The organism is Nocardia sp. NPDC005745, from assembly GCF_040630775.1.
Lineage (GTDB): Bacteria > Actinomycetota > Actinomycetes > Mycobacteriales > Mycobacteriaceae > Nocardia.
The window spans coordinates 1-25,002 of sequence record NZ_JBEXYF010000010.1 but is presented as its reverse complement, the minus strand read 5'-3'; the positions used below and the strand labels follow the sequence as shown (position 1 = coordinate 25,002).

Annotated in this window: 21 protein-coding genes and 1 rRNA gene; 12 read left to right on the top strand and 10 right to left on the bottom strand. The window is 69.4% G+C overall.

What is annotated here, in order from left to right:
* Positions 1-28: 28 nt before the first annotated feature.
* A complete protein-coding gene (locus ABZ420_RS12945) occupies positions 29-1,981 on the bottom strand; it encodes an acyl-CoA dehydrogenase (RefSeq protein ID WP_357121125.1) in 1,953 nt (650 codons plus the stop codon).
* A 103-nt stretch (positions 1,982-2,084) separates the two neighbouring features.
* Between ABZ420_RS12945 and ABZ420_RS12940 the strand changes: the two genes are divergently transcribed.
* Genes ABZ420_RS12940 through ABZ420_RS12930 form a run of 3 tightly spaced genes read left to right on the top strand, consistent with a single transcriptional unit; the run spans position 2,085 to position 5,307 of the window.
* On the top strand, positions 2,085-2,738 hold the full coding sequence (locus ABZ420_RS12940; RefSeq protein ID WP_357121122.1) for a TetR family transcriptional regulator: 654 nt from the start codon (positions 2,085-2,087) through the stop codon (positions 2,736-2,738).
* On the top strand, positions 2,738-3,670 hold the full coding sequence (locus ABZ420_RS12935) for an ABC transporter ATP-binding protein (RefSeq protein WP_040866512.1): 933 nt from the start codon (positions 2,738-2,740) through the stop codon (positions 3,668-3,670). The genes ABZ420_RS12940 and ABZ420_RS12935 overlap by 1 nt, the downstream gene beginning before the upstream one ends.
* On the top strand, positions 3,667-5,307 hold the full coding sequence (locus ABZ420_RS12930; protein WP_357121119.1) for an ABC transporter permease: 1,641 nt from the start codon (positions 3,667-3,669) through the stop codon (positions 5,305-5,307). The genes ABZ420_RS12935 and ABZ420_RS12930 overlap by 4 nt, the downstream gene beginning before the upstream one ends.
* A gap of 141 nt (positions 5,308-5,448) precedes the next feature.
* Here the strand turns inward: ABZ420_RS12930 and ABZ420_RS12925 are convergent, their stop codons facing one another.
* Entirely contained in the window at positions 5,449-6,303 is an 855-nt protein-coding gene (locus ABZ420_RS12925; protein ID WP_357121585.1) for an LLM class F420-dependent oxidoreductase, read from the bottom strand.
* Positions 6,304-6,536: 233 nt separating this feature from the next.
* Here ABZ420_RS12925 and ABZ420_RS12920 point away from each other — a divergent pair, with 233 nt between their 5' ends.
* The 4 genes from ABZ420_RS12920 (at position 6,537) to ABZ420_RS12905 (ending at position 12,846) form a co-directional block, all read left to right on the top strand.
* Complete coding sequence (locus ABZ420_RS12920) at positions 6,537-7,961, top strand: threonine/serine exporter family protein (RefSeq protein WP_357121582.1); 1,425 nt, start codon at positions 6,537-6,539, stop codon at positions 7,959-7,961.
* A 107-nt stretch (positions 7,962-8,068) separates the two neighbouring features.
* Positions 8,069-8,725 carry a biliverdin-producing heme oxygenase gene (locus ABZ420_RS12915; RefSeq protein ID WP_357121116.1) on the top strand — a complete coding sequence of 219 codons (657 nt, stop codon included), beginning with the start codon at positions 8,069-8,071 and terminating at the stop codon, positions 8,723-8,725.
* 84 nt (positions 8,726-8,809) lie between these two features.
* On the top strand, positions 8,810-10,513 hold the full coding sequence (locus ABZ420_RS12910) for a bifunctional metallophosphatase/5'-nucleotidase (protein WP_357121113.1): 1,704 nt from the start codon (positions 8,810-8,812) through the stop codon (positions 10,511-10,513).
* A 302-nt stretch (positions 10,514-10,815) separates the two neighbouring features.
* The gene (locus ABZ420_RS12905) at positions 10,816-12,846 is read left to right on the top strand and encodes an SDR family oxidoreductase (protein ID WP_357121110.1); all 2,031 of its coding nucleotides are present in this window, start codon (positions 10,816-10,818) and stop codon (positions 12,844-12,846) included.
* 66 nt (positions 12,847-12,912) lie between these two features.
* Here the strand turns inward: ABZ420_RS12905 and ABZ420_RS12900 are convergent, their stop codons facing one another.
* Entirely contained in the window at positions 12,913-13,512 is a 600-nt protein-coding gene (locus ABZ420_RS12900) for a cutinase family protein (RefSeq protein WP_357121107.1), read from the bottom strand.
* A gap of 215 nt (positions 13,513-13,727) precedes the next feature.
* On the bottom strand, positions 13,728-14,732 hold the full coding sequence (locus tag ABZ420_RS12895; RefSeq protein WP_357121579.1) for a zinc-binding alcohol dehydrogenase family protein: 1,005 nt from the start codon (positions 14,730-14,732) through the stop codon (positions 13,728-13,730).
* Between the two features lie 231 nt (positions 14,733-14,963).
* On the opposite strand from ABZ420_RS12895, the gene ABZ420_RS12890 reads away from it, so the two are divergent.
* Entirely contained in the window at positions 14,964-15,602 is a 639-nt protein-coding gene (locus tag ABZ420_RS12890; protein ID WP_040866469.1) for a TetR/AcrR family transcriptional regulator, read from the top strand.
* A complete protein-coding gene (locus ABZ420_RS12885) occupies positions 15,599-17,290 on the top strand; it encodes an FAD-binding dehydrogenase (RefSeq protein ID WP_357121104.1) in 1,692 nt (563 codons plus the stop codon). The genes ABZ420_RS12890 and ABZ420_RS12885 overlap by 4 nt, the downstream gene beginning before the upstream one ends.
* A 3-nt stretch (positions 17,291-17,293) precedes the next feature.
* Here ABZ420_RS12885 and ABZ420_RS12880 read toward each other — a convergent pair whose 3' ends face one another.
* The 3 genes from ABZ420_RS12880 to ABZ420_RS12870 form a co-directional block, all read right to left on the bottom strand.
* Positions 17,294-18,160: an expansin EXLX1 family cellulose-binding protein gene (locus ABZ420_RS12880; RefSeq protein ID WP_357121101.1), complete on the bottom strand. Its 867-nt coding sequence runs from the start codon at positions 18,158-18,160 to the stop codon at positions 17,294-17,296.
* Positions 18,161-18,385: 225 nt separating this feature from the next.
* Entirely contained in the window at positions 18,386-19,123 is a 738-nt protein-coding gene (locus tag ABZ420_RS12875) for an IclR family transcriptional regulator (RefSeq protein WP_357121098.1), read from the bottom strand.
* A 142-nt stretch (positions 19,124-19,265) separates the two neighbouring features.
* Complete coding sequence (locus tag ABZ420_RS12870) at positions 19,266-19,526, bottom strand: three-helix bundle dimerization domain-containing protein (protein ID WP_357121095.1); 261 nt, start codon at positions 19,524-19,526, stop codon at positions 19,266-19,268.
* A 242-nt stretch (positions 19,527-19,768) separates the two neighbouring features.
* Between ABZ420_RS12870 and ABZ420_RS12865 the strand changes: the two genes are divergently transcribed.
* Positions 19,769-20,245 (top strand): nuclear transport factor 2 family protein, encoded by a 477-nt coding sequence (locus tag ABZ420_RS12865; protein WP_357121092.1) that lies wholly within the window; start codon positions 19,769-19,771, stop codon positions 20,243-20,245.
* Between the two features lie 78 nt (positions 20,246-20,323).
* A complete protein-coding gene (locus tag ABZ420_RS12860) occupies positions 20,324-21,376 on the top strand; it encodes an aminotransferase class V-fold PLP-dependent enzyme (RefSeq protein WP_357121089.1) in 1,053 nt (350 codons plus the stop codon).
* Positions 21,377-21,822: 446 nt separating this feature from the next.
* On the opposite strand, the gene ABZ420_RS12855 is transcribed toward ABZ420_RS12860, so the two are convergent.
* The gene (locus ABZ420_RS12855; RefSeq protein WP_357121086.1) at positions 21,823-22,899 is read right to left on the bottom strand and encodes a diacylglycerol kinase; all 1,077 of its coding nucleotides are present in this window, start codon (positions 22,897-22,899) and stop codon (positions 21,823-21,825) included.
* A 1-nt stretch (position 22,900) separates the two neighbouring features.
* Positions 22,901-23,692: an SDR family oxidoreductase gene (locus tag ABZ420_RS12850; protein ID WP_357121083.1), complete on the bottom strand. Its 792-nt coding sequence runs from the start codon at positions 23,690-23,692 to the stop codon at positions 22,901-22,903.
* Positions 23,693-23,788: 96 nt separating this feature from the next.
* On the opposite strand from ABZ420_RS12850, the gene ABZ420_RS12845 reads away from it, so the two are divergent.
* Positions 23,789-24,661 carry a helix-turn-helix domain-containing protein gene (locus ABZ420_RS12845; RefSeq protein ID WP_357121080.1) on the top strand — a complete coding sequence of 291 codons (873 nt, stop codon included), beginning with the start codon at positions 23,789-23,791 and terminating at the stop codon, positions 24,659-24,661.
* Between the two features lie 66 nt (positions 24,662-24,727).
* On the opposite strand, the gene rrf is transcribed toward ABZ420_RS12845, so the two are convergent.
* Positions 24,728-24,844, bottom strand: a 5S ribosomal RNA gene (gene rrf, locus ABZ420_RS12840).
* Positions 24,845-25,002: the final 158 nt, after the last annotated feature.

The following is a 25,002-nucleotide window of genomic DNA, read 5'->3' as shown; positions in this document are numbered from 1 at the left end:
CGCGGGCAGCGGCCGATCGTGGCAGCCGCTACGAAGACGCCGAGATCGGCTGGTTCCGCTCGAAGACGCTCGCGTCGTCGAGCATGGCCGCGCGCAGCACCGACTCCGGCACCCCCATGGCCTCGACCAGGGTCAGCGCGTGCGGACGCAGCCGGTCGACCAGCTCGTTCACGCCACGGCGCACGGCCTTGGCCCGGTCCACCGACATGAACCGGTGCATGATGTACCAGGCCTGGTTCTCCTCGATGGTGGAGTAGACGAACAGGTCGCACATCCAGTCGGCGAGTTCGCGCGCCTCGGGGTCCTCGATGTCGGAGATGCCCTCGATGAACGCCTCGAGCACCAGGCGGTCGATGTGCGCCGCGCCCGCGGCCAGGATGTGGTCCTGGGCGTTGTTGAACGCCTCGAACGGACCGGTCTCCTCGGCCCTGGCGCGCAGCCGGTGCGCCGCGGTCCGGACCAGGTAGTCCTCGCGGTCGGCGAACAACTGCAACTGCACCACCCGGCGGGACAGGTCGCCCTCGTCGATGGAGTCGTCTCCCCGGTCACGCAGGGTCTGGATGAGCTGGCGCACGCCGGACCGCTTGCGCACCACGTCACCGGCCATGGTGGCGGCGAAGCGCACCCAGCCCAGCGCGTCCAGGTCGCGCACCTCGTCGGCGTAGGAGGTGAGCAGTTCCTTGGCCACCAGCTGGGTGAGCACGACGTTGTCGCCCTCGAAGGTGGTGAAGACGTCGGTGTCGGCCTTCAAGGTGACCAGCCGGTTCTCCGTGAGGTAGCCGGCGCCGCCGCACGCTTCGCGGCACTCCTGGATGGCGCGGGTGGCGTGGTTGGTCTGCGCTACCTTCAGGCCCGCGGCGCGCTTCTCCAGCGCGCGCTGCGCGCCCTCCTCGAGGTTCTGGCCGGTCTGCACCAGATGCATCCGGCGCACCAGGTCGTTCTGCGCGAACGCGAGGGCGTAGGACTTGGCGACCAGCGGCAGCAGCCTGCGCTGATGGCTGCGGTAGTCCAGCAGCACGGTCTCCACACCGGTGTCGGGGTCGGAGAACTGCCTGCGTTGCAGGGCGTAGCGCACCGCGATGCTCAGCGCGACCCGCGCGCCGGCCGCCGCGGCGCCGCCGACGCTGACCCGCCCGCGCACCAGGGTGCCGAGCGTGGTGAAGAACCGGCGGCTCGGGTTCTCGATCTCGGAGCTGTAGGTGCCGTCCGGCGCGACATCGGCATAGCGGTTGAGCAGGTTCTCCCGGGGCACCCGCACGTGGTCGAAGACGATGCGCCCGTTGTCCACGCCCGGCAGGCCGCCTTTGAGACCGTCGTCGTAGGTGGTCACGCCGGGCAGGTCGGCGCCGTTCTCGTCGCGGATCGGCACCAGCAGGCAGTGCACGCCCTTGTTCTCGCCGAGCGTGATCAGCTGCGCGAACACCGCGGCCATCCGCGCGTGTTCGGCCGCGCCGCCGATGTAGTCCTTACGGGCCGACGGCGTCGGCGAGTGCACCACGAACTCCTGGGTCTGCGGGTCGTAGGTTGCGGTGGTCTCCAGGTTCGCGACGTCGCTGCCGTGCCCGGACTCGGTCATGGCGAAGCAACCGAGCAGGTCCAGCGAGATCAAGCGCTCGATGTACTCGCGGTGCCGTTCGGTGCCGAGGTTCTCCACCGCGCCACCGAACAGTCCCCACTGCACGCCCGATTTCACCCACAGCGACAGATCCGCGTACGCCAGCATCTCCAGCCCGACCACCGCGGCGCCCGGCTCACTGGTACCGCCGTTCTCCCGGCGGAACCCGCGCTCGGCGAACCCCATGGTGGAGATCGCCTTCATCTGCTCGAGTACCCGCGCTCGCGCGGCCTTGTAGTCCAGGTAGGGGTCGCCGGTGAACTCCTCCCCGGCCAGCAGGGTCCGGGCTTCGTCCCGGACGGCCGCCCAGGGTCCGTCGAGTGCCGCGCGTAGGTGGTCCGCCGTCGTTGCCGTGCCGCTAGTCATGTCTCGACGATAGCCCGGTAGACGGGCGGCAAACCGTGATGCGCGACAACTCCGGGACGGGGTCTTGCTAGACCGTTGAACACGCGTTTAATATACTGAACATGTGTTTAACCAACAGCCCGTTCCGCAAGGATCCGCCGAGGATCTGACCACCGCGGCCCGCATTCGCGATACCGCGATCGAGGTGTTCGGCGAGCACGGATTCCAAGTCGGAGTCCGCAAGATCGCCGCCGCCGCCGGCGTCTCGCCCGGGTTGGTCAACCATCACTTCGGTTCCAAGGACGGCCTGCGCGCCGCCTGCGACGACCGAGTCCTGCAGCTGATCCGCGACGAGAAGGTCAAGGCGATCACCGCGTCGTCCATGAAGGCGGGCATGCTCGACGCCCTGGCCGAGGTCGAGTCGTACGCGCCGCTGGTCGCCTATATGGTGCGCAGCCTGCAGGCGGGCGGACCGATGGCGGAATCGTTGTTCGAGCACATGGCCGCCGATGCCGAGGGCTATCTCGAGAAGGCGGTCGAGGCGGGCAGGGTCAAGCCGAGCCGCGATCCCGCGGCGCGCGCCCGTTATCTGATGATGCTGAACGTCGGCGCGACCATGCTGTACATGCAGATGCGCCAGCACCGCGACGAGAAGATCGACTATCGCAAGGCGATTCGCGAACTCACCGAAGAACTCACCCCACCGGCCCTGGAGTTCTACACCCAAGGGCTGATCACCGATCCCACGATCTTGGACACATTCACCAAGGAGAAGTGATGTCCGACATTATCGAAGTCCGCGGTCTCCGCAAGACTTTCGGTCACGTCACCGCGCTGGACGGCCTCGACCTCACGGTCACCGAGGGCGAGATCCACGGCTTCCTCGGCCCCAACGGCGCGGGCAAGTCCACCACCATCCGGGTACTACTCGGCATCCTGCGCGCCACGGGCGGGCAGGCCAGGCTGTTCGGGCGCGACCCGTGGGCCGACGCGGTCGCCCTGCACCGCGAACTGGCTTATGTGCCGGGCGATGTGACGCTGTGGCCGTCGCTGTCGGGCGGGGAGACCATCGATCTGCTCTCCCGGATGCGAGGCGGTCTCGACGAGAAACGCAGGGACGAGCTGATCGAGCGCTTCGACCTCGACCCCCGCAAGAAGGCGCGCACCTACTCCAAGGGCAACCGCCAGAAGGTCGCGCTGGTCGCGGCGCTGGCCTCCGGCGCGCGGCTGCTCCTGCTCGACGAGCCGACCTCGGGTCTGGACCCGCTGATGGAGCAGGTCTTCCGGGAGTGTGTGCACGAGGCGCGCGAGCGCGGCGCGACGGTCCTGCTGTCGAGCCACATCTTGTCCGAGGTCGAGGTGCTGTGCGACCGGGTGACCATCATCCGGGCCGGGCGCACGGTGGAGAGCGGGTCGCTGTCGGACCTGCGCCACCTGTCGCGCACGTCGATCACCGCCGAATTGATCGGGGACGCGGGCGATCTGAGCCGCATCCCCGGCGTGGAGGACATCGAACTCGACGACCACACGCTGCGCTGCCAGGTCGACAACGAGCACTTGGGCGAGCTGATCCGGGTGCTGGGCGACGCGGGCGTGCGCAGCCTGACCAGCACGCCGCCGACGCTCGAGGAGCTGTTTTTGCGGCACTACCACGTCGACGGCCACGACGCCGAGTCCGCCGCGGTCACCGGGGAGAAGGTGCGAGCATGACCACCGCCATCGCCGGGCGCGCCGCGCCGGCGTCGGCGCCGGCGCTCGGCGTCTCCCGCGACTTCGCGGGCACCGGGCGGTTGCTGCGGCTGTACCTGCGCCGCGACCGGATCGTGCTGCCGCTGTGGACGCTGCTCATCGGCGTAATGCCCGCGTTCCAGGTGGTCAGCATCAAGGACCTGTACGACAACCAGGCGTCCTTGGACAGCTTCGCGCGCACTACGGCCGACAGCCCCGCGCTGATCGCCATGTACGGTCCGGTGTTCAGCTCGGCGCTCGGCTCGATCGGCACCTGGAAAGCCGGCGCCATGTACACCATGATCGCCATCGCGACGGTGCTCACGGTGATCCGGCACACCCGCGTCGAGGAGGAGACCGGGCGCGCGGAACTGGTGGGCGCCACCAGTATCGGGCGTTTCGCCGGTCTCACCGCCACCCTGATCATGACCTACACCGGGGCGATGCTCGCCGGGATCGTGTGCGCTTCGGCGCTGTATGCCGCCGACCTGCCCGGCGCGGGATCGGTGGCCTTCGGCGCCGCGCTGGCGGCGTCCGGCATCGTCTGGGCGGCGATCGCCGCGGTCGCCGCTCAGGTGAGCGCCGGTGCGCGAGTGGCGCGCGGCGTAGCCTTCGGCGCCCTCGGCGCGGCCTTCGCCTTGCGGGCGGTCGGCGACGCCGGAAACGGTGTGCTGTCCTGGTTCTCGCCGATCGGATGGTCGTTGCAGATCCGCCCGTACGCCGACGAACGATGGTGGGTGCTGCTGCCCTTCGCCGTCCTCGCCGTGGCGGGCACCGCGCTGGCGTACACGTTGCTCGGCAATCGCGACGTCGGTTCGGGGCTCATCGCCGAGCGTCCCGGGCCGCCGGCCGCGGCGCCCGTGCTGTCCGGCCCGTTCGGATTGGCCTGGCGGTTGCAGCGCGGCACCCTACTGGCGTGGACGGTCGGCTTCGCCCTGTACGGCCTGCTGATCGGCGGCGCGGTCGACAGCGTCGGCGACATGCTCGACGGCAGCGCGTCCATCCGCGACATGGTCACCCGGATGGGCGGCTCCCAGCAGCTACAGCAGTCGTTCATCACCTACGCGATCACGATGCTGGCCGCGGCGGCCTCCGCCTACTCGATCTCGGCCGCCCTGCGCCTGCACGACGAGGAGACCAGCGCCCGGGTCGAGGCGACGCTGTCCGGTGCGGTGGGCCGCGTGCGCTACGCGCTGAGCCACATCGGCTTCGCGCTGCTCGGGCCCGCCACGGCACTGCTGGTCTCCGGCGTGGCGATCGGCATCGTGTACGGCGCCACCGGCGGTGATCTCGGCACGAAACTCGGGCAATCGATCGGCGCCGCCGCCGTGCAGGTACCCGCGGTCTGGGTCGTCACGGGCATCGCGGTCGCGCTCTACGGTGTCGCACCGCGCTTCGCCCCGGTCGCCTGGGGTGTGCTCAGCGCCATGGTGGTGATCTTCTTCGTGGGTTCGCTGGACGGGCTGCCGCAATGGATGGTGGATCTGGTGCCGTTCGTCCACCCACCGAAGGTGCCCGGCGCCGAATTCCAGGCGCTGCCGGTGCTGTGGCTGCTCGCGGTCGCCGCGGTCCTGCTGGCCGTCGGCGTCACCGCGTTCCGCAGGCGCGACCTGCGCTGACGACGGACCCCGTGGCCCGCGCGAAGCCGCTTCGCGCGGGCCACTTCTCGTCCGGGGGCAGATCGCCTCGCCTCGCGCCGGTCCTCGCGGGCTTGCCGATCGACCGCGGCCACGGGTGACCGTGGTAGCGCGCCGAGCGCGTCACCCGTTGGGCTCGATACCGAGCTTCCCGGCCAGTCGCGCGAGGTAGGCGCGCACGTCCTCCGCCGCGCGATCGGGCAGCCCGAAAACCGCTTCGGTGACACCCGCTTCGGCCCAGCGCGCCAGCTGCTCGGCGTCGTGCCGCCCGGCGAGCGCGACGACCTCGGGGCGGTCGGCGCGCCCGTGCTCGCGCCACACTCGGTGCAGCAGTGCGATTTTCTGATCCAACCCGTCCTCGGTCGGCGTGGTGATCCATCCGTCGGCGTAGTTCGCCAACCAGGTGAAATTCTTCTCGGTGCCCGCCGCGCCGAGCAGGACCGGAATGCGCTTCTGCACCGGCTTCGGCCAGGACCAGCTGGCGCCGAAGGTGACGAACTCGCCGTCGAAGTCCGCCTCCTCTTCCGTCCAGAGCACACGCATGGCCTCGAGATGCTCACGCAGCACCGTCCTGCGCTTGCCCGCGGGCACACCGTGGTGGGCCAGCTCGTCGGTGTTCCAGCCGAATCCGACGCCGAGACTGACCCGGCCGCCGGACAGATGGTCGAGTGAGGCGATGGTCTTGGCCAGCGTGATCGGGTGATGCTCGGCGGGCAGCGCCACCGCGGTGGACAACCCGATGCGCTCGGTCACGGACGCGGCGGTACCCAGCGCGACCCACGGATCCAGGGTGCGCAGATAGCGGTCGTCGGGCAGGCTCGCATCGCCGGTGCGCGGGTGCGCCGCCGCGCGAACCACCGGGATGTGCGTGTGCTCGGGGACATAGAACGTGTCGAAACCGGCACGCTCGGCGGCCACCGCCGCATCCGCGGGGGTGATGCCCCGATCGCTGGTGAACAACACGATTCCGTACCGCACCGTACGCGCTCCCATCGCCGAAATTAGAACAAGTTCTACCACGATTCGCCGGGTCCACCAAGGGGTGAGCGGCACCGGCGCGCCCGCCACGACCCGCACGGATGCCAAGGAGACGTCGGATGACTAGGTTCGCCTGCATGAGTCTCGACGCATCTTCCGTAGGCGATGTCACCACCGAACGGGTGGATCACCTCGGCTGGCGTCGCGGGCTTCGCCTGCGGCGCGCCCGGCCCATACCCGTCGTCACCCAGGCCGTCGGCCTGCTGGTGGCCGACCGGCAGGCGACCGCGGACACCATCGTCACCGCGCCGACGCCGTTGCAGCCGATCGACCTCACCGATGACGCCAGAGTGGCCGAAGTCCTCGACCTCGCGGTCCGGGTCGGCGAGGTGGTGCTCGCCTCCGGCACCGGCGTGGTGGACACCACCACGACGGTACGGTTCATCGCCGCCACCTACGGCCTGTCCCGCTGCAGCATCGATGTCACCTACGACGCCATCCGCATCTGGGCCGACCGCGGGCCCGCGCTGCCGCCGGCCAGCACCATGCGGATCGTGCACTATCGCGCCCTGGACTTCACCCGGCTCGCCGCGGTGGACCGACTCACCCGCCGAATCCGCAACGAACTGGTACCCCCGGACCAGGCCCGCGCCGCACTCGACGCCATCACCTCCGCGCCGCACCCCTACCCCCGGTGGACCGCCACCGCCGCGTGGTCGCTGATGGCGGCCGCGATCGCCGCGCTGCTCGGCGCCGGCGCCCTCGTGGCCGCGGTCAGTTTCGCGACCACCGCGGCGATCGACCGCACCAATCGCGTCCTCAATCGCTACGGACTGCCCTTCTTCTTCCAGCACATGGTGGGCGGTGCCATCGCCGCGATCCCGGCCATCGTGCTGGCGAGCCTGGCCGCGCGCTTGCGGATCGACGCCGACCCGACCCTGATCATCGCCGCCGGGATCACCGTGCTGCTGAGTGGATTGCAACTGGTCGGCTCGGTGCAGGACGCGATCACCGGCGCCCCCATCACCGCCACGGCCCGCATGCTCGAGGTGATGATGATGACCGGCGGCATCATCGCGGGCATCGCGTTCACCCTGCGCATCGCCGACCTCCTCGACGCCACGGTGCCACCGGTCTATCTGACCTCCGCCGGCGACATCACCGACCTGCCGGTGAAGATCCTGGCCGGTGCGGTGGCGGCCCTGGCGTTCGCGCTCGCCTGCTACGCCGAGCGCCGGGCCCTCGCCGCCGCGGCGGGCAGCGGCGCCGCGGGCATCATCTGCTTCCTGCTCGTCCAGCAGGCCGGGTTCGGTCCCGTGATCTCCTCCGGCGCGGCCGCCACGCTGGTCGGGCTGGCCGGTGGCCTGATGGCCCGCCGGGCGCTGACTCCCCCGCTGGTCGTCGCGGTCGCGGGCATCACCCCGTTGCTGCCCGGCCTCAAGGTCTACCGCGGGCTCTACGCCCTGCTCAACGACGAACTGCTGATCGGAGGCAACCAACTGCTGTCGGCCTTCGGCATCGGCTGCGCGCTGGCTGCCGGTGTCACCCTCGGCGAGTGGTGCGACCGCACCGTGCGCAGGCCCCGGATACTGCGCCGGTTCGGCTCGCTGCGCCGCCCGATCGTGCGGCGACGGCGCCGCTCGGCGTCCGCGCACTGAACCGCGAGGCGCATGCGCGCCGAACGCCCGCCCGGTAACCTCTTATCGAACTGGTCAGGGCGGCGCAATGCGATGGCGGCCCCGGTGTGAGGTGAGGTGGTTCGGACATGCCGGAAACAGATCCGTTCTCGAAGCAGATCCGTACCGCCACCGCGCAGCAGCACGCGGACGCGGAGAACTCCCGCTTCATGAGCGACATGCTGGGCGGATCCCTCGGCGTCGACTCGTATCACCGCTACACCGGTCAGCTCTGGTTCATCTACCGCGCGCTCGAACAGCGGTGGGAGACGCTGGCCGACGACCCGGTCGCCGGACCGTTCATCCGGCCGGAGCTGGCCCGCACCGCGGAGCTCGAACGCGATCTCGCGCATCTGCTGGGCTCCGGCTGGCGTACCGGCCTGGAACCGTTGCCCGCCACCGCGGCCTACGCCGAACGCATCGACGCGTGCGCGCGCGACTGGCCCGCCGGGTACATCGCCCACCACTACACCCGCTACCTCGGTGACCTGTCCGGCGGACAAGTCATCCGCGGCACCGCCGAAAAGCTGTGGAACCTTCCCCATCGCGGCGACGGGGTGCGTTTCTACGTCTTCGACGGCGTACGCAATCCGGCGGCGTTCAAGCGGGAATACCGCGGCCTGCTCGATCGCCTGCCGCTCGATGATCTGGAGCGCCGCCGCGTACTCGACGAGGGCAAGCGCGCCTTCGCGATGAACACCGCGGTCTTCGAGGAACTCGCCGAGGAATTCCCGGCCGCTCAGTAGCCCGATCCACATGACGCATCGCGCTGCGGCGCGCGGCATTTCGGCAGTGCTGCGCGAATGCCGGGGACGTGGGACAGTCATGGTATGAGAGCGCGCCGTCGCATCGCTGTGGTTCTAGCCGGTCTTGTCGGCGTCGGTCTGGTGGGGGGTTGTGGCACGACGTCCGACCCCGGCGCCGGGCCCGGCTCGTCGACGGCGGCACAGATCGTGCCCCTGATCTCGACGAACGATTTGCGTCCCGCGCAGCCGGACGAGGTGCACCTGTTCGGCTTCAACGATCTGCACGGAAACCTCCAGCCGCCGAGCGGGTCCAATGGGAAGATCGGCAAATACGACGCGGGCGGAGCCGCCTATCTCGCAACCCATCTGGCCCGGCTGAAGGCCGCCTATCCGTCCAGCGCCGTACTGGCGGCCGGGGACAACATCGGGGCGAGCCCGCTGGTCTCCAGCCTGTTCCACGACGAGCCGACGATCGAGTTCCTCGGCAATGTGGGAGTGGCCGCCTCCGCGGTCGGCAATCACGAATTCGACGACGGTGTACGAGAATTGACGCGTTTGCAGCAGGGCGGGTGCGCGTGGGACGGATGTTCTCCCGGCGCTCCGTTCACCGGCGCGAAATTCCCCTACCTGGCCGCGAACGTCACCGACGCGCAGGGCAACCTGCCACCCGCACTGCGCCCGTGGACCCTGCTGGAGGTGGGCGGGCACCGGATCGGCGTCGTCGGCACCGTCACCCCCGAAACCGCGAATATCGTTCTGCCCGAGGGCATCCGGGGCTATCTGTTCGGCGACGAGGCCGCCGCGATCAACCGCTATGTGCCGGAAATCAGAGCGGCGGGCGCGGAGGCGATCGTGGCGCTGGTGCACGACGGCGGCTCCCAGCGGCCCGAACCGGACGCACCACTGGACTACAACGGCTGCGCGAACGTCACCCCGAACGTGACCGGGCTGGCCGAGCGGATCGACCCCGCGGTCCGGGCGGTGTTCACCGCGCACAGCCACCAGCCCTACGTGTGCACCGCCGGGGGCAAGGTCATCACCCAGGCATCGTCCTATGGACGGCTCATCACCGATGTCACGCTGCATTTCGGCCCCGACGGCGTGCAAGCGTCGGCGGTCAATCGAGTGGTGACCCGCGAGGTGACACCCGACGCCCCGACGACCGCGCTGATCGATTTCTACACCGAGCAGTCCCGGCCTCGCGCGGGCCGCGTGGTCGGCGCGACCGCGGCCACCCTGCCGCACGAGCCGAACCCGGCGGGCACCTCACCGCTGGGCGACGTGATCGCCGATTCCATGCTGTCGGTCACCGCGGGCCCGGCCGCCGCCGTGGCCGCTTTCATGAACCCAGGCGGCGTACGCGCCGATCTGAAACAGGGACCGATCACCTACGGCGACCTCTACACCGTCCAGCCGTTCGGCAACCAGGTCGTCACGCTCACGCTCACCGGCAGCCAGATTCTGCGCCTGCTGGAGCAGCAGTGGACCAACCCCGGCAATCCGACGATCCTGTCCCTCGCGGGCATCGGCTACGCCTACTCCGATACCGCTCCCACAGGCGCGAAGGTGATCGCGGGCAGCGTCCGCATCGGAGGACAGCCGCTCAACCCGGTCGCCGCCTATCGCGTAACGACCAACAACTTCCTCGCTTCGGGCGGCGACGGATTCACCGTCTTCACCGAGGGCGCCGACACCGCGGTGGGCCCGACCGACCTGGACGCCTTCGAGACGTTCCTGCGTGACAAGCCCCCGTTGCAAGCCCCGTCCGCACGGGTCGAGAAGAAGTAGCCGCATCGGGACGCCATGAAGTTGCTGGACACTCGACCAGAACGCGAGTAACTAGAAATCCATGTAACACATACCGTTTGACCTGCACGGACGGTGATCAGCCCCACAGGCCACACGGCCCATGATCGCTTGCCGGGGCAGCGCGCGCTCCATTACTCTTCAGTAATAAGTCAGGACGAAGGTGTTCCTACTTTCGGCCCGACGTCTGTCGCTGGGGGCCGAATCAACGCTGTCCGCATCCATTGCCGCATGCCGGATGACTTGTGCGACAACATGGTTCGAGTAAGCAGCAGGAGAGTGCGATGGCCACTTACATCGTGACGGGCGGAACCGGATTCTTGGGCAGGCGGGTCGTGCAGGACCTGCTGGATCGCGACGCCGACGCGATCGTCCACGTGCTGGTGCGTGAGACGTCGCTGGCGAAATTCACCGACATCGCGGCGGGCTGGCGCGGCGCCGAGCGGGTCTTCGCGCTCATCGGCGATCTCACCGCCGAGGGCCTGGGATTGGCGTGCGAGGCGCCGCGGGCCGACCACGTGGTCCACCTGGGCGCCGTCTACGACATGACCGCCGACGAGGACACCGCGCACGCGGCGAACGTCACCGGCACGCGCTCGGTGCTGGCCCTGGCCCGCGAGCTGGGCGCGGTGCTGCACCACGTCTCCTCGGTGGCCGTGGCAGGCGACCACAAAGGCAAGTTCTTCGAGGAGGACTTCGACCTCGGGCAGCGGCTGACCTCGCCGTATCACCGCACCAAGTTCGCCGCCGAGAAGCTCGTCCGCGAGTCGCGTGGCGTGCGCTGGCGGGTCTATCGCCCCGCGATCATCGTGGGCGATTCCCGCACCGGCGAGATGGACAAGATCGACGGCCCCTACTACTTCTTCGGCGCGATCGCGCGGCTGGCCGCGCTGCCGTCCGAGCTGCCGTTGCCGCTCCCCGACCTCGGCGCCACGAATATCGTTCCGGTGGACTATGTCTCGGCCGCAATGGCCGAGCTGATCCGCCGCCCCGGCCTGGACGGACGCACCTTCCACCTGGTCAACCCGGAGCCGCAGCCGTTCGGCGAGGTGTACCGCGCGCTCGCCGCCGCCGCGGGCGCCCCGACCGGTGTCGGCACGGTGCCGGGCAGCGCATTGGCGCTCAGCGGGCTCGCGCAGATCCCCGGCCTCACCGCCGTGCGCGATTTCCTGCTCGAGCAGGTGGGCATCCCGGTCGAAGTCGCTCCACACACCTCGTTCTCAGCGGAGTTCATCAGCGACTCCACCCGCGCCCAGCTGCGCGGGTGCGGCCTGACGGTGCCGTCGTTCGACAGCTACGCCGAGCGGCTGTGGCAGTACTGGCGCGACCACCTCGACCCGCAGCGCGGACGCGTGTCCATCACCGGCGACCCGCTCGCCGGACGGGTCGTGCTGATCACCGGCGCGTCCTCCGGTATCGGGCTGGCCACCGCGCACGCCGTCGCCCGGCGCGGCGCCACGGTCCTGATGGTCGCCCGTGGCCACGACGACCTGGCGGCCGCCGCTGACGCCGTGCGCGCCGAAGGCGGTGTCGCGCATACCTATCCGTGCGACATCACCGACTCCGAAGCGGTCGAGAAGCTCGTGCAGTGCGTGCTCGACGACCACGGCCACGTCGACTACCTGGTGAACAACGCGGGCCGCTCGATCCGCCGCTCGGTGCTCAACTCCACCGACCGGATGCACGATTTCGAGCGCACCATGGCGGTGAACTACTTCGGCGCCGTGCGGCTGATCCTCGGACTGCTGCCGTCGATGCGGGCGCGCCGCTTCGGGCACGTGGTGAACATCTCCTCGATCGCGGTGCAGACCAAGGTGCCCCGATTCGCCGCCTATGTGGCGAGCAAGTCGGCGCTGGACAACTTCAGCGAGATCGCGGCGGTGGAGAACCGGGATGCCGGGATCACGTTCACCTCGGTGCGGATGCCGCTGGTGCGGACCCCGATGATCGCGCCGACCGACCTCTACCGCTCGCTTCCGGTGCCGGATCCGGAGCAGGCCGCCGCGATCGTGGTGCGTGCGCTCGAGGACCGGCCGCATCGCATCGACACGCCGGTCGGCACCTTCGCCCAGGCGGTGGAATTGCTGATGCCGTCGGTGAAGCGTCAGATCATGCACCAGGGCTACCGCATGTTCGGCGAGTCCCGCGCCGCGCAGGGCGACGCGGAGCGCCGTGCGGCCGATCCGTCGCCCGCCACCGCGCCCGCGACCGGCGGCGGCGCGCTGTCCGCGCTGGCCCCGGTGATCATGCCGCTCATGGCGCTGCCGGCCCCCGCGGCGCGCATCGCTCGTGTGGTCCCGGGCTTGCACTGGTAGCTCCGCACAGCCGAGTGGGGCCGACCTCGGTCGGCCCCACTCCTGCGGATTCCCGGTCCCGCGCGGTCACATCCGGTACACCGCGAACTCCACGGCGGGCCACATGGCCCAGCGGTAGTCCGTGTGCGCGGCCGGACGGATGCCGCCCTCGCACACCGGATCACCACTCGCGCAGTAGTTTCCGGTCCGCCAGGCGTATTGCTCCGGCACCGACCAGCCGACCAGCCGGATCGGATCACCGAACAACAGGACCGCGGCCACGCGGGATTCCAGATCCGCGGGCAGGGTCCGGATGCCACCGAGCGCGGTCACGATGCCGGTGCCGAGCACCCCGTGCGTCACGACGGCCCCCTGCGAGAAGCCGACCAGGACGAACCGCTGATCCGGGCACCGCGCCGCTTGCCACAGCACATGGGCGGTCATGTCCTGGGTGCCGCGGCCGATCGAGGACGGGTCGAGCAGGTCTGCGGGGTAGTCCACCCGATATGCCTGCGAATCGACCGGAAGTGCTCGCCACAGTGCGTCATAGAGCGGGTCGCCCACCACCGCACCCAGATATCCGGGTTCGTGGGTGCCCCGGGCGACGACCACGTCGACCGCCGCACAGGACGTCGCCCATGCGTGCAATCCCGTCGCAGCCCCGAACCCCGCGACGAGCAATAGCACAGCGAATGCCTCTACTACACGCCACTTTTCGAAGTGAATTACCTTCCGGTTGGCCATCGTACTCACCTACTCACGCCGTTGTGAGACAGCCGAGCGACACTTGTCAGTGACAATTACTCGGCTATATCCGCGAAGGTAAGAACGGTCCAGGAGGCCGTCAAGGAACTCCACCCGACCGATACCGAGTCAGCGCCGAATCGTGTTCTCCGGAGTTTTTACGGTACGAGAACCGCTGCGCCCGTGAATAGTCCGTGCGCGAGGTCGATCAGCGCCCGATCGGCCATGTCCAGGGAGTACCCGTGCGTGGTCAGATGTATCCGGTGCTCGCCGGCGAAAGCCAGGAATTCGCGAGCGTCCGCACGGGTGTTCGCGGTGACCGATCGAATCTCCCTTTCCTGGAACAGATGCCGCTGATAGTTCAGCGCGGGAATGTCGCTGAGATGAATACCGGCGACGGCGAGGATCCCGCCACGATCGAGCGCCGCGAGCGCGGGCGGCACCAGCTCACCGACCGGCGCGAACAGGATCGCCGAATCCAGCAGCACCGGAGGCGGATCCGCGGCGCCCTGCACCGACGCGGCGCCGAGCGCGGTCGCGAGTTCCCGCGCCGCCGGATCTCGGGTCATCACGTGTACTTCCGCTCCTTGCGCGGCGGCCACCTGGGCGGCGATGTGCGCACTGCCGCCGAAGCCGTAGATTCCCAGCCGACCGCCCGGCGGAACGGCGGCCCGCAGCAGCGCCCGGTACCCGATGATGCCCGCGCACAGCAAGGGGGCGGTGTCGGCATCCGAGTACCCCGCGGGCAAGCGCAATGCGTATGCCGCAGGAACACAAGCGAATTCGGCGTAACCACCGTCGGCGTCCCAGCCGGTGTAGGCCGAATGCGGACAGAGGTTCTCCGCGCCGCGCAGGCAGAACTTGCACTCCCCGCACGTGTGCCGCAGCCAGGCGATGCCCACCCGGTCCCCCACCGCGAAACCCTCCCCCTCCGCACCCTGCCCGACCGTGACGATCTCGCCGACGACCTCATGCCCCGGCACAACTCCGGCCCGGTGCACCGGAAGATCACCTTCGGCCACGTGCAGGTCGGTCCGGCACACGCCGCAGGCCAGTACACGCACCACCAGCTCGCCGGGACCGGGTTCCGGGACGGAGGTTCGATCCGCGTGCAACGGGACGCCATCGATCGGGCCCGGCCTGCGCACCCGCCAGCATCGCATCGAAGCCCTACCGCCGCGGATCTGGCTCATCGTCGGATCACCTCGCTCCGATCGGATCGACACGGACCGGGCATCCCGGCGGGGCCGGGTGCGCCGAAATCACCCTACTCGGCGGATTCGGCCACACCGCCCACCGACGTCTGATACGTTTCTGTATCGAGTACATTTCTGTATCCGATGCCCTGATCGAGATCAGATGCCCTGGTCGAGGCCGAACCGAGGAGGTGCCCGATGGCGTCCGATGCCGCGCAGGCCGCACCCGCCCGGGTCACCCGCCGCCGCGCCGAAACCAGGAACCGGCTGCTGACCGCGGCCTACGACGCGTTCGCCGAGGAAGGCTTCGGGCGCGCCACCGTGGAGCGGGTGTGCGAGCGCGCCGGATTCACCCGCGGGGCGTTCTACTCGAACTTCAGCTCGCTGGACGAGCTGTTCCTGGCCATGTGGGAGCAGCGCTCGACGGCGATGCTCACCGAGGCGGGCGCCATCCTCGACGAGATCGCCGCCGACGGCGCCGATGACGTGCGCGCTGCGGTCCGGCGACTGGAACGGGCGGTGCCGGTCGACGAGGGCTGGTACCGGATCACCGCCGAATTCACCGCGCACGCCCTGCGCACCCCCGCGCTGCGCCGGGTGATGGCCGCCCGCGAGGAAGCCATCGTCGCGGCCCTCATGCCGACCATCGTCGCGGCGCTCGCCCGCGGCGGCCGCACCGTGCCGGACCCGGAGGCGTTCGGCCAAGCGCTCATCGCCGTCCACGACGGGACCAGCGTGCAGGTCCTGATGGAGCCGGACAGCCGTGCCGCGCGCGAGCGCCGCACCGAACTGTTCCACCACGTCGTGCTGGCCTACAGCACCGCAACCGAAGGATGAACATGTCCCACAGCAGTCCCGAGGCGACGCCGGAGGCGGACGTCCTCGTCGTCGGCGCCGGGCTGGCCGGCCTGGTCGCCACGCACGAACTGGTCAAGGCCGGTCGCACGGTGCACGTGCTCGACCAGGAGAATCGCAACAATCTCGGTGGTCAGGCGTTCTGGTCGCTCGGCGGGCTCTTCTTCGTCGACAGCCCGGAGCAGCGGCGCCTCGGCATCAAGGACTCCTACGATCTGGCCTTGCAGGACTGGCTCGGCTCGGCCGGATTCGACCGCGAAGACGAGGACAAGTGGGCCAGGCAGTGGGCGCGGGCCTATGTGCGGTTCGCGGCCACCGAGAAGCGGGAGTACCTGCGCGCACTCGGTCTGCGGGTGACGCCGCTGGTCGGCTGGGCCGAGCGCGGCGGCGACCGCGCCGACGGACACGGCAACTCGGTGCCGCGCTTCCATCTCACCTGGGGCACCGGCCCCGAGGTGGTCCGGGTCTTCGCCGAGCCGGTCCTCGATGGCGAGCGGCGCGGACTGGTGCGATTCGGCTTCCGCCATCGGGTGGACGAATTGATCGTGGAGAACGACGCGGTGGTCGGCGTGCGCGGCGCGGTGCTCGAGGACACCGATCTGGATCGGGGACGTGCCTCGTCGCGGACCGAGGTGGGCGAATTCGAGTTGCGCGCCAAGGCCGTGATCGTGGCCTCCGGCGGAATCGGCCACAACCACGAGCTGATCCGGCGCAACTGGCCCACCCAGCGACTGGGTCCGTGCCCGGAGACCATGATCTCCGGCGTGCCCGCGCACGTCGACGGCCGGATGCTCGCCATCACCGAGACCGCGGGCGGCGCCATCGTCAACCGGGACCGCATGTGGCACTACACCGAAGGCATCGTCAACTGGGACCCGATCTGGCCCGATCACGCGATCCGGATCATCCCCGGTCCGTCCTCGATGTGGTTCGACGCGAACGGAAAACGCCTGCCCGCACCGTGTTTCCCCGGATTCGACACCAACTCGACGATGAAGGAGATCCTGAAGACCGGCCACGACTATTCGTGGTTCGTGCTCACCCAGTCGATCATCGAGAAGGAGTTCGCGCTGTCGGGCTCCGAGCAGAACCCGGACATCACCGGCAAGGACCTCAAACTCACGCTGAAAAGCCGCGTCGCCAAGGGCGCACCGGGGCCGGTCGAGGCGTTCAAACAGCACGGCGTCGATTTCGTCGTGGCGGACACGCTGCGCGAACTGGTCGAGGGCATGAACAAGATCGCTCGCGGCCCCCGGCTGGACCACGACGATCTGGAACGCCAGATCGTCGCGCGGGACCGGGAACTGACGAACAAGTACAGCAAGGACAGCCAGCTGATGGCGATCGCCAACGCGCGCCGGTACCTCGGCGACAAGGCGGGCCGGGTCGCCAAACCGCACCGGATCCTCGATCCGGCCGCGGGCCCGCTGATCGCCGTGCGGCTCAACATCCTCACCCGCAAAACCCTGGGCGGCTTGCAGACCGACCTTAATTCCCAGGTGATCCGACCGGACGGCACGGCGTTCCCTGGTCTGTACGCCGCGGGTGAGGTCGCCGGGTTCGGCGGCGGCGGCGTGCACGGATACAACGCGCTGGAAGGCACCTTCCTCGGCGGATGCATCTTCTCGGGCCGGGCCGCCGGGCGTGCGCTGGCGGCGGAACTCTCCTGACCGCTACCGCTCGCAGCGGGAGGCGACCGCGCCGGTCCCGGCCGAGGTGGCGAGGACCGGCGCGGACGTGAACGACGGAGCGCCGGAGTAGAGCCGGGTCCGTGCCGCGTACCGCCCCGGCTCCACCGTGACATCGGTGATCTCGGCCTCGTTGCCGTAGACATCTGTCACGCGCGCGGTGAACGGGCCCGGCCCGGCGCCGGAGAGGGTCCAATAGTTGTCCGCCCGCCGGGTGAGCGGTCGCCACGGACCGCCCGCAGCGGGTCGAACAGCAACCTCACGCAATGGATTTCCGGTGCCGCCGAACAGCAGGCCGAACCAGGACGCGGACGAATCCTGCTTCACCTCGTAGGTCAGCTCCTCCACCGGTTGCGGGTCGCGGACCAGGCGATAGCCGACCCGAGCCACCCCTTCGTCGGCATCGGCGATCCGTTCGAACGCCGCCGCGCTCAGATCCAGCTGCCCCGGACCGCATGCCGGGCAGTGGTCGACCACCAGTGCCCGGACCGACCCGCGCGGACCCGCGACGTCCAGATACGCCCCGCACAGGTCGGCGCGCCCGAAGTCGGGGGTGGACAGCCCGGCGTAGAAGCCGTCCGGCGGCAGCTCGTGAAAGGAGCACGACACCTGCTTGCCGAGGACGAAGTAGCGCGCTTCGGCGGACGTCTCCGGCCCGATCGGCGCGAATGTCATGGCGGTCACCGGATATCGGGACGGCGAGGACGCCTCGTGCAAGGGACTCGCCGCGACACAGGTGGGCGCCGACGGCCGCACCAGCCAGACGCCCACCGCGACGGTGGCCAGCACGCCTGCGGCGAACCATAGCCACTCGGAACGAGATGGCCGCTCTTGGATCGGTACCCGGTGCATCGCTTCCCCGACTCCGGCTCACCTGCTCGCGGACTGTCCATCCTGACCTCATCAGGAAAGCAGCCCCACCGCCCCGGCGCAGCGCGAACGAAAATTCTTCGCTGTGAAAGACACGCAATTCAGCAAGCGCGCCGCTAATTTCGGCCTCACCACCCGGCGGCGGCACCGGCTGGTCGGAAATGATCCGGCGCGGCTCGGGGCCAGACAGCCGCGCCCACGGTGAGGTCAGCGCCTGCGCGCGTGCCGAGGGAAGAGGTTTCGTCCCGCCTCCTGGGCCACTTCGGCCAGCGCGCGGGCCAGCCGAGCGGTGTCCGGCACCACTGTCTCGGAACCGGTGCGGCCCGAGAGCGACACCGCGGCCACCGCGGCGCCGCGCCCGCGAATCGGCACGGCCACGCATGCGAGACCGGGTACGCACTCCTCGTTGTCGACGGCGACACCCTGGCGATTGCGGATGCGGCCGAGTTCCCGATGCAGTTCGGTCCTGTCGGTGAGAGTGCGTGCGGTCAGTTGGGGCAGATGGTCCCGGAAGGATGCTTCCACGATGTGCGGGTCCAACGTGGCCAGCAGCGCCTTGCCCAACGCCGTACTGTGCGCGGGCATCCGGCCGCCGAGCCGGGTGGGCACGCTCGCGGCGAACCGGCCGCCGACCTTGTCCAGATACAACACGTCGCGCCCGTCCAGCACACCGAGGTGCCCGACCATTCCGGTCTGCTGACACAGATCGTGCAGCAGCGGACTCACCGCGTCACGGATCTCGTTGTGCTCGGCGGCAAGTCCGCCCAGCTCCAGCGTGCGCAGACCGAGCCGGTAGCCGCCGGGCGCGTGCGCCAGCCAGCGCAGCCGGATCAACTGGTCGAGAATGCGGTGCACGGTCGAACGCGGCAACCCGGTGCGCTCGGCCAGTTCGACGAGGGTGAGCATCGGCGTGACGCCGTCGAAAGCCTCCAGTATCAGCGTCATACGCTCGATCATCGATACCGGGGGCTGACCCGGCCGTGCTGCCTGTCCGGATCCGGTCCATAACTCCCCCGGCTCGGGATCGGTCATCACCTCGACCGTCATTGCCAACCTCCACGCGTACTCGCGTAGAGCTTAGAGGCCACTAGGGCGACCCGTGCGCGGAATCCGCGAGGGTGAACAGCCACTCGCGGGTGTACCGCTCGGCCAGCAGTGGCAGGTAGTTCACGACGGTGGCGTGGTCGGCGACATGATCGTAGGACGAGTGCAGATGATCCTCGATCGCGGCTTCGCTGGCGACGCCGTCGAATTCGTCCTCCAAGCGCTGCGCGGCCGCTTTCAAGGCGAGTTCCTGGTCGAGCGGGGTCTGCTGGTTCGTGTCGTGAGTGGCAGGACGGTCGGTCATCGCAAGATTCCCCTGGTCGTGACGAGATCGGTACCCGAGGCGCTGTCGTAGCCGTACGACAACTCCTGTCCTACGGGTACCCGGTCGAACCGGTTCGACACCCCGTCTGTGACCGTCGGCCGCGCCCCCCTGCATCCGAAGTCGCCTTTCCGGGGGACGCGATCATCCACCGTTCGACGCCGATCGCCAGCAAAATAGAACACGTTCTTGTCTGCGGCGGCCGCGCGTGCCAGGCTCGACAGATGGATCTCGACGCCATCGAAGCCGTCCGCCAGCTGAAGTACCGCTACTTCCGGAGCCTCGACCTCAAAGACTGGGACGATTTCGCCGACACCCTCGCCCTCGACGCGGAAGGCCGCTACGGTACGCACGCCATGGGCGAGCCGCTGCACCTGGACGGCCGTGACGCCATCACGGCGTTCATGCGGGAGAACCTCGGCCCCTCGATCGTCTCCGTGCACATCGCCAACCACCCGGAGATCAGCGTCGACGGCGCGACGGCCACAGGATCCTGGGCCTTCGAGGACACCGTCATCGCCACCGAGTACGGGGTCCTGATCCGCGGTGCCGGTTACTACACCGACACCTACCGCCGCGACGCCGATGGCAAATGGCGCATCGCCTCCACCGGCTACCGCCGCATCTACGAATCCATGCAGTCGTTGGCCGACACGCCCAGCTTCCAACTGCTGTCCAACATGTGGGCACCGGAGAAGTGATCGCCGGGCGCGGAAATCGGTCCACTATCGGCCCGGTGGCGCTGGACGGCCCGGCGCGGTCCGGCGGATGCTGCGAGCATGCCCTCCCTTGCGCCTGACGAGTTCACTCCCGAAACCACCTACCTGAACACCGCGTCCTTCGGTCTGCCGTCCGCCAGGGCGCTGGCCGCGGTCCGCGACGCGAGTGCGAGTTGGGCGTCCGGCCGCGGCGCGCCGACAACCGAGGTGGATCGACTGGCACCCGGCCTGCGTGCCGGGTTCGCCCGGCTGCTCGACGGCGCGACCGCCGACGACATCGCGCTCGGCAGTGGTGTCGCGGGACTCATCGCCCCCGTGGCCACCGCACTGCCGCCCGGCGCGGAGGTCCTGCTGCCGGAAGGCGAATTCTCCTCCGTGTCCATGCCTTTCGTGTACCGGGACGACCTCGTCGTGCGCTTCGCGCCCTTGCGCGAGCTGGCCGCGCAGGTGCGGCCGGAGACCGCGCTGGTGGCCATGAGTGTGGTCCAGTCCGCGGACGGCCGCGTCACCGATCTGGCCGAACTGCGGGCGGTGACCCGGGCCAACGGCGCGCGCCTGCTGGTGGACGCCACCCAGGCCGCGGGATGGCTGCCACTGCGCTTCACCGACGCGGACTACTGGGTGTGCGCCACCTTCAAATGGTTGATCGGCGCACGCAGCGTCGCGTTCCTCGCCACACCGCGCGACCTCGTCCCGGACCTGCGTCCGGTGGGCTCGAGCTGGTACGCCGCCGAGGACCGCTGGGCCGAGCTCTACCGCCCGGTCGCACTGCCCGCGACGGCACGACGGTTCGACACGACCCCGGACTGGCTCGGCGTCGTGGCGGCGCTGGCCGGGCTGTCGCTGATCGAGGAACTCACCGTCGAGAAGATCGGCGCGCACGACCTCGAACTCGCCGACCGCTTCCGCGACGGCCTGCGCGACCTGGGATTCGAGCCCGTCGACGCGCGTTCGCCGATCGTCTCCGTGCCCGGCGCGGGGGACCTGGCAGCCCGGCTCGCGGAGGCCGAGGTGATCGCCTCGGCGCGCGGCGGCGGGCTGCGGTTCGCCTTCCACCTCTACAACAGCGCCGACGACGTCGAGCGGGCGCTGTCCGCACTGCGCGCCGGTTAGTCCCCGCGGCAGCCGCGTACCGCCCGGCCGGTCAGAGATCGGCGAGCTCCAGCGCGGCAAGCCGTAGCGGGACGCGACCGCGCCACCGGTCCGAGAACAGGGCCGGAGTGCGGCGGGGCAGTGCACCGCATCGCCGGGTCGGAGACCAAGCGGGCGTAATTCAGCGCGGTATGCCGTGTGGCCGCACCGCCGGTCTTCGACCACGGCCGGAGCGTCGAGGCCGCCGAATACCTCGAGCAGGCCCACGAGACAGAGCTTCGCACATCACCGGTCTGCGACCAAGACCGGAGCCTTGGCCGCAGCCGCGTGGCCACACGGCCGGACAATGAGCCGTGCCGGAGCCGAAAACTCGAAGGGCCGCTGCCGATTGCTCAGCGCGGGGACCTCGTCACCGGTCGGTGATCAGGGCAGGCCGGATACCCGCGCGCCTCGGGCCGCGAGGTCGCTCACCGGCCAGGGCGGTGCGCGGGAGCCGTGATCAGCGGTAGGTCGAGCGCGGTGAGGATGCCTGCGGGAGCGGCAACGACGGCGGGAACGGCGTTGACTATGCGCAAGCCCGTCGCCAGGACAGTCGCGTAGTTGTGATCCCCGTTGCGGCTCGAGGTCACCAGGTCAAGCGCGTAATCGGGCTCGCCCGTGATCTCGACCCGGTAGGAGCCCTCGGGGTGCGCCGGCTGTGGCCAGTCCGGGCACAGGTCGGGACGCAGCCGGGTCACGTGCTCGAGCACCGTGACCGGCACGTCCCCGACCATGCCCCGGACTTCGAAACGCAATGCCGCCGCGGTTCCTTCGGCGATGTGCCCGGTCGCGATGTCGAACGACTCCGGCGCCGGGATGCGCTCGTAGGACTGGGTGACGGCGTCGAGAGTGACGCCTATCCCGGCGGCGAGCTGACGGACCGTGCCGCCCCAGGCGAGCGACAGCACCCCGGGCTGCAACAGCATGGGGATCTCGTCGACAGGCTTGCCGAAGCCCATGATGTCGAACATGACCGCCCGGTTGTCGTAGCTGGCGTAGTCCACGATCTCCAGGCAGCGCACCTGGTCGACGCGCAGGCAGGTCCCCGCGAGCGCGAGCGGCAGCAGGTCGTTGGCGAAACCCGGGTCGATACCGTTCACCCACAGCGACGAATTCCCCTGCGCGGCCGCCTCCTGCACCGGTTTCAGCAGCTCGTCGGGCAGCACTCCGTAGGGGTATTGGAAGAACACCGGTGCGCAGGCGACGACATTGATTCCGGCGGCCAGGATGCGCTGGAGGTCCTGCACGGCTTCGAACAGCCGGTTGTCGGTCATGGAGCAGTAGACGACGCAGTCCGGCCGTGACGCGAGCAACGCGTCCGCGTCGGTCGTGGCGGTGATGCCGACGGGGTGCTCGAGGCCGGCGAGCGTCCCCGCGTCGATGCCGCTCTTGGCGGGGCCGGACACCCACACGCCGGCCAGTTCCAGTTCGGGATGGGCGATCACGCCGGCCAGGGCATGCCTGCCCACATTGCCGGTGCCCCATTGCACTACGCGATATGTCATGTCACAGATCCGGGATCGGGAGGTCGAGGTTCGGGATGATCAAGCCACCGTCGGGCTCGAGGATCTTGCCCGTGAGGTACTTGCCCGCGGGCGACACCAGATAGAGCGCGGCCGCGGCGATGTCTTCGGGTTCGCCGATGCGATGCAACGGTGTCTTCGATTCCAATTCGGTGCGCATGGCGTCGTTTCCCGCGACGATCTCCAGTGCGGAGGTCAGGATCGACCCCGGCGCGATGGCGTTCACCCGGATACGCGGGTTCAGGTCGAGGGCGGCGAGCTTGGTGTAGTGGGCGAGGGCGGCCTTGGCGGTGCCATACGCAGCGAACGCACGACCCGGCAGCCGACCCATGGTCGACGTGATGTTCAGGATCGAACCGCCACCGGCGGTTTCGAGTATGCGCGGTACCGCGGCCCGGACCAGGGCATGCGCGTTGGTGACGTTGAACTCGAACGCGTCCGTCAGCGCCTGCGGCGTCGTGTCCAGCAGCGGGCACGGCAGCGCCCCGCCCACATTGTTGACCACGATGTCCAGTCGTCCGAAGCGTTCGACCGCCGCCGCGGCGAGAGCCGCCGTGGCATCGGCGTCGCTCAGGTCCGCGGGCACCACGTGAGCCTGTCGCCCTGCGCCGGCCACGCGCGCGGCCACCTCCTCGAGCTGGCTCTCGGTCCGCGCGGCGATGACGACATCCGCCCCCGCCTCCGCGAACGCCACCGCTATGGCCGCGCCGAGACCACGGCCCGCACCGGTGACTATGGCGACCTGATCGTCGATTCGGAACCGATCCAGAATCATTCGCGCTCCCTACGCTGGTGACGAATATTCGACAACATGTGATCTAATATTCGTCATCGTAGGTCGCTCACCCGAGCGGGACAAGGGGTTGCGGACATGCCGGATCGATCGGCGTCGCCACCGACGCGTCGCGTCGTCGAAATCGTGTCGTTGCTGGCGACCTCCGGGGAGCCGATCAGTGTCGCGGGCATCGCCGAACGTCTCGGCATCGCCCGTGCCACCGCGACCGCGATCCTCAGCGAACTGGACGCGGCCGGCTGGGTGGTTCGCGACCCTGCTCGCGGCTACGGCATCGGGCCTGCGCTGGCCGGTCTGCACGGCGCCGCCCTCCCACACGGCGTCGGCGGCCTGCTCGCCGGTCTCGCCGCCCGGACCGGGTACGGCGCCACGTTCAGCCGCATCGAACCCGACCGGCTGACGGTGCTCGACGTGCGGCACGGCGTCGACCGGGTCGTTCCCGGAATCCCGGTGGGACATCGCATTCCGCTACAGTTCCCGGCCGGCGCCAGCGTGATGCCGTGGCGGCCCGCGAATGAGCAGAACATTTGGCTGCGCACGGCCGCAGAAACGGATCAACGGACGGCCGGTGCGCTGCTGGCGCTGGTCCGCGAGCGCGGGGTGGCCGTCTTCCGGCCCCGCGCCGACGACGCGGGGATGGTCGATCTGCTCGTGGATCTGCTCGGCGCGGTGGGATCCGAACTCCTGCAAGCTCATCTGCGCACTCGCGCGCTTCGCCAGCTCGCCGCGCTCACCTCGCGGCCCTTCACCAGGGCCGAGCTGGATTCGGAGGAAGTCTTGCCGCTGAGCTATCTCGCGGCGCCGGTTTTCGACGCGAGCGGCGCCGCCGCATACGAAGTGCAGCTGGGACCGCTGCGCGCCGCGACGACCCGAGCGGAACGCGAGGAATTCATGGACGCGACGCGGAGCACGGCAGCCGCATTGACGACCGCGCTCACCGCCGAACGGTAAGAAAAATAATTCCCTGATAAACGACGAAAGGCCCTCGACGGTGTCGAGGGCCTTTCGTGAAGGATGTTCCGGCGGTGTCCTACTCTCCCACACCCTGTCGAGTGCAGTACCATCGGCGCTGGCAGGCTTAGCTTCCGGGTTCGGAATGGGACCGGGCGTTTCCCTACCGCTATGGCCGCCGTAACTCTATGAAACTATCCACACCCCTCCACCACCACTCCCGCACACGGTCGCCCACCCCTGTTAGGGGGTTGGTGGGCGACACCCGTGCGGGGTGTCGAAAAAAGGGGTATCTGTGTGTTGTTTCAGATACCGCACAGTGGACGCGTAGCAACCTTTGT

Bases quoted from the DNA above. Each gene is read 5' to 3' on its own strand.
- ABZ420_RS12845 (WP_357121080.1), top strand. From the start codon at position 23,789: ATGCCGGATCGATCGGCGTCGCCACCGACGCGTCGCGTCGTCGAAATC.
- ABZ420_RS12855 (WP_357121086.1), bottom strand. From the start codon at position 22,899: ATGACATATCGCGTAGTGCAATGGGGCACCGGCAATGTGGGCAGGCAT.
- ABZ420_RS12870 (WP_357121095.1), bottom strand. From the start codon at position 19,526: ATGACCGACCGTCCTGCCACTCACGACACGAACCAGCAGACCCCGCTC.
- ABZ420_RS12885 (WP_357121104.1), top strand. From the start codon at position 15,599: ATGAACATGTCCCACAGCAGTCCCGAGGCGACGCCGGAGGCGGACGTC.
- ABZ420_RS12875 (WP_357121098.1), bottom strand. From the start codon at position 19,123: ATGACGCTGATACTGGAGGCTTTCGACGGCGTCACGCCGATGCTCACC.
- ABZ420_RS12850 (WP_357121083.1), bottom strand. From the start codon at position 23,692: ATGATTCTGGATCGGTTCCGAATCGACGATCAGGTCGCCATAGTCACC.
- ABZ420_RS12865 (WP_357121092.1), top strand. From the start codon at position 19,769: ATGGATCTCGACGCCATCGAAGCCGTCCGCCAGCTGAAGTACCGCTAC.
- ABZ420_RS12910 (WP_357121113.1), top strand. From the start codon at position 8,810: ATGAGAGCGCGCCGTCGCATCGCTGTGGTTCTAGCCGGTCTTGTCGGC.
- ABZ420_RS12890 (WP_040866469.1), top strand. From the start codon at position 14,964: ATGGCGTCCGATGCCGCGCAGGCCGCACCCGCCCGGGTCACCCGCCGC.
- ABZ420_RS12930 (WP_357121119.1), top strand. From the start codon at position 3,667: ATGACCACCGCCATCGCCGGGCGCGCCGCGCCGGCGTCGGCGCCGGCG.
- ABZ420_RS12860 (WP_357121089.1), top strand. From the start codon at position 20,324: ATGCCCTCCCTTGCGCCTGACGAGTTCACTCCCGAAACCACCTACCTG.
- ABZ420_RS12895 (WP_357121579.1), bottom strand. From the start codon at position 14,732: ATGCGATGCTGGCGGGTGCGCAGGCCGGGCCCGATCGATGGCGTCCCG.
- ABZ420_RS12945 (WP_357121125.1), bottom strand. From the start codon at position 1,981: ATGACTAGCGGCACGGCAACGACGGCGGACCACCTACGCGCGGCACTC.
- ABZ420_RS12905 (WP_357121110.1), top strand. From the start codon at position 10,816: ATGGCCACTTACATCGTGACGGGCGGAACCGGATTCTTGGGCAGGCGG.
- ABZ420_RS12935 (WP_040866512.1), top strand. From the start codon at position 2,738: ATGTCCGACATTATCGAAGTCCGCGGTCTCCGCAAGACTTTCGGTCAC.
- ABZ420_RS12880 (WP_357121101.1), bottom strand. From the start codon at position 18,160: ATGCACCGGGTACCGATCCAAGAGCGGCCATCTCGTTCCGAGTGGCTA.
- ABZ420_RS12915 (WP_357121116.1), top strand. From the start codon at position 8,069: ATGCCGGAAACAGATCCGTTCTCGAAGCAGATCCGTACCGCCACCGCG.